Annotated in this window: 3 protein-coding genes and 1 pseudogene; 3 read left to right on the top strand and 1 reads right to left on the bottom strand. The window is 41.2% G+C overall.

The genetic code is table 11. The annotated features are described in order from the left end of the window. Positions 1-78: 78 nt before the first annotated feature. The 3 genes and pseudogenes from Q4519_RS21185 to Q4519_RS21175 all read left to right on the top strand — a co-directional run. Positions 79-2,214, top strand: a pseudogene (locus Q4519_RS21185) (DUF3427 domain-containing protein); the annotation flags it as partial. A gap of 344 nt (positions 2,215-2,558) precedes the next feature. Beyond that, positions 2,559-3,167, top strand: a complete 609-nt coding sequence (locus Q4519_RS21180; protein WP_303515850.1) for a DUF4433 domain-containing protein — start codon at positions 2,559-2,561, stop codon at positions 3,165-3,167. A gap of 8 nt (positions 3,168-3,175) precedes the next feature. Then, positions 3,176-4,246 (top strand): macro domain-containing protein, encoded by a 1,071-nt coding sequence (locus tag Q4519_RS21175; RefSeq protein WP_303515849.1) that lies wholly within the window; start codon positions 3,176-3,178, stop codon positions 4,244-4,246. 342 nt (positions 4,247-4,588) lie between these two features. Here Q4519_RS21175 and Q4519_RS21170 read toward each other — a convergent pair whose 3' ends face one another. Then, positions 4,589-5,524, bottom strand: a complete 936-nt coding sequence (locus Q4519_RS21170; protein ID WP_303515847.1) for a hypothetical protein — start codon at positions 5,522-5,524, stop codon at positions 4,589-4,591. Between the last annotated feature and the right edge of the window lie 445 nt (positions 5,525-5,969).

Raw genomic sequence — 5,969 nt, 5'->3', positions numbered from 1 at the left:
TTGACATATTGATACCTGCTTAGTTACGGTGATCTTATCACCTCTAATCAGGTGGCCAAAATAGTTGTACCACTACATAGTGTTCACCAACGATTTCGCAATTTAGTGGTTGCCGCAACGGGTACCGGAAAAACCCTTATTTCAGCTTTTGACTTTGCCCGTTTTATCAAAGCAAAGCCACAAGCTAATTTCTTGTTTGTCGCGCACCGAGAAGAAATCTTAAAGCAAGCCAGAGCGGCGTATCGTGGCGTATTGCGTAATAGTGCTTTTGGTGAGTTGTGGGTGGGCGGACATACGCCAGAGCATTATCGCCAGTTGTTTGTTTCTATCCAAACACTGAACAATCAGCTGAGTCAGCTTAACTTAACGGCTGACTATTATGACTACATAGTGATAGATGAAGTACATCATATTGCAGCGACAAGCTATCGCGCAGTGCTGGAACATTTTTCCCCTGCTATATTACTAGGCCTTACCGCTACACCAGAGCGCCATGATGGTGGCGATATTCTGGCGGATTTTGGTGGTGTGATTGCCGCTGAGATCCGTTTACCGGAAGCCATTAATCGCCGTCACCTATGCCCATTTCAGTATTTTGGTATTGATGATGATACTGACCTACGCACTATCCCTTGGAGTCGTGGGCGATACGATATCGCTCAGCTGACCAATCTTTACACCCACAACCAAGTCCGCTTTGACAAGATCTTGCTGAGCATGCAGGAGATCATCACCGATACAAGCAAAATGAAAGCATTGGCCTTTTGTGTGAGTAAAGAGCATGCGCAGTACATGTCAAAGCAGCTGCTATTGAAAGGAATCAAAGCGGATGTGTTGACCAGTGATAACAGTAATGAGCGGCAACAAAAGCAGCAAGCCATTCGCTCTGGTGACATAAACGTGCTTTGCGTGGTCGATATCTTCAACGAAGGTGTCGATATTCCCGAAGTGGATACCTTACTGTTTTTAAGGCCGACAGAAAGCTTAACTATTTTCTTGCAACAGCTTGGCCGTGGTTTGCGTTTAGCCGAGGGTAAAGAGTGCTGCACCGTGCTGGACTTTGTCGGCAATTCTCGTCCTGAATATGATTTTGCAAATAAGTTTAGAGCCTTAGTAGGTAAAAGTAATCGTGCGATCAGTGATGAAATAAAGCAAGGCTTCCCTCATGCGCCACTCGGTTGCCGCATTGAGTTAAGCAAGCGCACGCAAGAAATGGTGCTAAGCAATATTCGTCAAGCTTCGTTAACCTTAAAGCGTTTAGTTGCGATGATCCGCCAGCATCCAGAGCATTCCACACTGCCGTTAACGCTGGCGAACTTCTTAATCCTAAATCCACATATCGACTTGAATGAACTCTATAAGCGCGGTAGTTGGTCGCAGCTGGTTCAGCAAGCCAAAGATGAAATTAACGAAAGTTCCGGCGATGAAGATTTGCTGAAAATGCTTAAAAAGGCAATCCATAACCGAATTTTGACCTGTGATGACCATGCCTATTTGAGTTTCTTAAAACAGCTTTGCCAAACTCAATTTATGCTGAACGGCGGTAGCCCTCGCTATGCCTTAATGTGTCATTATGATTTTTGGCAGAAAACGGGGCCAGAATGTGGATTCGATTCCATTGATCAGAGCTTAGCGAAACTGAATGTTTACGGGTTAAAAGCAGAGTTATTGGACGTTGTGAATTGGCAGCTTGCACAAACCAAGCATGAGCAACCAACCATGCAAGCTTTGCCTGAGGTTTCACTCAGGCTGCATGCACGCTATGCGCGTGAGCAAATATTGGTGGCATTTGGCGCGACTACATTTGAGCGGCAACCACCGGCTCGCGAAGGTGTGTTTGTGCTGAAAGATCAAAATGTTGAGCTGATGTTTGTCACCTTGGATAAAAACGAAAAGCAGTTCTCACCCACCACCATGTATCACGATTACGCTATTAACGAGCACCTCTTTCATTGGCAGTCGCAAAATAGTGCAAGGCCCGACAAAGGGCATGGTTTGGAGTACATCCAGCATCAAAATATTGGTAAGCGTCTGTTTTTATTTGTACGTGAACAAACCAAAGATGAATACGGTCGCACCATGGGTTTTGTCAATTATGGTGAAGTGGAATATGTATCGCATACAGGCTCACAACCGATGAGCATCAATTGGCAACTTAAAACACCAATGCCCCATTTTATGTGGCAACAGGCAGCCAAGTTAGCGGTAGGATAGTGTGCTAATGAAAGGGTCAACTTGACCCTTTGCAATGTCTCAAAAGCATGATTGCTAGTTGGAGAAGGGTTTACTCGATATTCTGGTTGTCAATGTGATTTATTTATTGTTTATTTTTCGCCCTAAATCACCTACTTCAGTAGGTGGATTAGTCTTGAGTCGAGCTTTGCATGAATGTCTTAGTAAGGTGAGTTCATTTTCAGCGCTACTCTGAATGAGTTTGCTTTGGTATTGTACCCAATGACAACGGAATCTGAGATTTATAGTCTAGCTGTTAGCTTTTCTATGATAGCTTTACGTAAAGAAACCGTGCAACGTAACTGATTATAGGCAAATAGCGATTCATGACAGTCAAAGTTTCCCACATAACTCATATTGACAATCTGGCTAGCGTTCTCAGCCATGGATGCTTATGGTCAGATGCTAAGCGAATTGAGTTAGGGTTAATAAATCGTAACATTGGTTACAGTCATATCAAGAACCGTCGTTTGGTTCGTCCTGTAACCGTTGCTGCTGGTGGCACACTAGGCCAGTATGTCCCTTTCAATTTTTGTCCTCGCTCAGTCATGTTGTTTGTGATCCATAAAGGCCATGAGGATTATCAGGATGGACAAGAGAGGGTACTACACTTAATCAGTGATACGGATTCGATTCTTCTTACGAATGAGCATTGTTTCTTCACCGATATTCATGCGGATTTGGACTATGCCGAGCAAATTGACGACTTTGAGCGACTAGGCGAGCTAGATATTGCTCGCATTATCCGAGAAAAGTACTGGCAAGATTTTAAAGAAGAAAAACAAGCTGAATTTTTAGCTTTTGAGTCTGTGCCATGGCATGCGATTGCCCAAATAGGCGTCAAAACCCAAGAGATAGCAGATGAAGTTGATTTGTTGCTAAATGGGGCACAACATAGGCCAGAGGTTGTTGTACGACCTGAATGGTATTACTAGAGGTTGTTATGATCACTTATCAAACAGGTAATATTCTTCACGATCAAGCCGATGCCATTATTAACACAGTTAATACTGTAGGCGTGATGGGGAAAGGCTTAGCGCTGCAATTCAAAAAAGCTTTTCCCGATTGCTATTTCAAGGCCTATAAAAAAGCCTGTGATGAGCAATCATTAGTTGTTGGGCAAGTCCTCTCCTTTGAACTCAACTCAGCCAGTGCTCCTTTCTACGTTATTAATTTTCCAACTAAGGCTCATTGGAAAGGAAAATCTAAGCTTGAGTATATTGAACAAGGTTTAATTAGCCTAAAGGCAGAAGTGATGCGCTTAGGTTTAAAATCGGTTGCCATCCCTGCTTTGGGGAGTGGCTTAGGTGGTTTACCTTGGCAAGATGTTGAACGACTAATACAGCAATCATTGGCTGATGTTCCTGACGTTGAATGGCGAATTTACCCACCGCAAGTTGCACCAAGTGCACAAGCTATGCCTAATCTGACTAAACGGCCTAGCATGACGATAGGACGAGCTGCTGTTTTGGGGCTAATTGAACGCTATGTTTCAACGGGCTTTGGTTATCGTCTATCGCTACTCGAAGTTCAGAAACTGGTTTATTTTTTGACTGCAGCGGGTGAGCCTTTAAATAAGGTAATGTTTAAAAAGCATCATTATGGCCCTTATGCGGATGTGTTACGTCATGTGCTTGATAAAATGGAAGGCCACTTTATTACGGGTTATGCTGACGGGCTCAATAAGCCTGAGACGCCAATTGCCCTAAAGGAAGAGGCGGCGCAAGAAGCGTTTAGGTATCTTGAACAGCACCAAGAAACCAAACAACGTTTTGATAAAGTAGCGCAACTAATCCAAGGCTTTGAATCCCAAAATGGGATGGAGTTATTATCAACCGTTCATTGGGTGGTGACGCAAGAGCTACCAAACTTAGAGCCAACAGATGAAGAGCTGGTTCGCTGTGTGCATAGTTGGAATCCGAGAAAAGCCAAGATGAAGCCGGCACATATTCTTGCCGCTTGGAATCGACTCAAGCAAGAGCAGTGGCTTGCTTGCAAAGCGCCAACGACTTAGCGTCCTGAGATTAGTTAGCAACTGGTTGACGTAATGATTTTACACGGGGACATCTAAAGCCCTGTATTTACAATCAAATAACAGGGCTTTTAAGTTATTCTTGGATGGGAAGTTATCTAGCCAAGAACCTACTCTAAGTTTTGAATTTGCTCCCTCATTGGGTATTTTTTCATTTATTAATCAATTAATTGATGGTTTTTATGGTTTGTTAAATCATTTGAACCCACCATTAAGCCCACCATATCGCATGCTTTATTGTCATGGGCTTATTAGCGGTCAAGGTAGAATCAGGGTGTTGCTGATTTTTTTTAAATTAATCCGTTGTCGCTAATATATTGATCTTTAGTTTTTTCTTTTTTTTTCGACTAAATGCTTTTCATATGCCTCGTTGATGAGGTTTTCTATGGTCTCATTTTGCTTATAATCTCTGGCATCTGCGATCACTTTCAGCTTCTGCTTCGCGTCAGTGCTCATTATTACATTGTAAGCTTTTCTTCCTTTAAGTCCGTCTCGATGCTTTTTTTGGCTCCATGCTTTTTTCATTTTTATGATAAGAAGTTCAAGTCTTGGAGTATTTTTCGGTTCATAGTGATTAAATAAATCAACGGCTGAGACAAGAATGCTGTATTTGGAGACGTTCGCAACGGGCATACATGCATTTTTAAGAGATACGAAACTTTCTTGCTTGCTTAAATACTCCATCACCCAGTCAATTTGCTCGTTGTTTTTTTTATCAAGCCATTTTAGTAGATAGTTTTGTTTGTCAATTATTTTCCATGATCGCATTAACCAGTATATATAGTTGATTTTATAACGCTTTTCTGATTCAAGTACATCAAAGAAAGCTATTGCTCTAGATATTTTATCGGGATTGCTGTTTACGAAGAGCTCAACACGAGGAAAAATGAATTGTTGTTCCACTATGTCCATACACCTAGAGTTCATTGATCGCTCAACTAGAAAATTCTCATCTAACCAGCTAGCAAGCATAATATTCCTCAGGTCTAAAAATAGCCAGGTGCATTGGCGTTCATTGCTCAGGTCAACCCAATTAAATATATCATCAGGTATTGCTTCCGATTCAAAGTGTTGATGGAGGTGATTTATTTCTAAGCTTACTTTTTCGGGGGCATTTTTATAGCGTGAGTGCAATGCTTGCTTAATATAATCACCACCGCTTTTAACTGTGAGGGATGGAGCTTTAGCGGGAAATAGGCCAAGTTTATACAGGTACCAATTAATCTCACGAATACTGTTAAAAGGTAGTTCTGCTCTCATTAATGTTCTCATTCTTATCCCGTGTCATGATTTTTAGTTTGATTATGTGTATCCGTTTATATCAATACTACCGTATTTTTAATTGTACAGTTATTAGTGATTTATTTGTATTAAATTAAGTGAGTTATGCGTAGTGTTTTTAGTTTTAATTTTTACAGTATAACTTCATAAGTGATTGATTTTATTTGTCAGTTATTCTTTTCAATTTTAATTTTCTACCAGTTTATTTTAACATCTAGGTTTATAAGTATATTTATCGTATGTTTGAGGTATGTTTCCAATGTAACTGTCTTTCGTGTATGTCTGGTATAGTAGTATTAATTATCTTCTTCTCTTTCCTCTCTCTCTAATCACACAACCAAATTCAAACTGTTCTGGTCAACCAAAACTGGACACCTTTAGTTGAGAATTTTCAAACTCCACTGGTGACAGATCACCATTGGCT

It is taken from the genome of Motilimonas sp. 1_MG-2023, assembly GCF_030547455.1.
Lineage (GTDB): Bacteria > Pseudomonadota > Gammaproteobacteria > Enterobacterales > CBDFNC01 > Motilimonas.
This window is presented reverse-complemented; position numbering and strand designations above follow the sequence as displayed.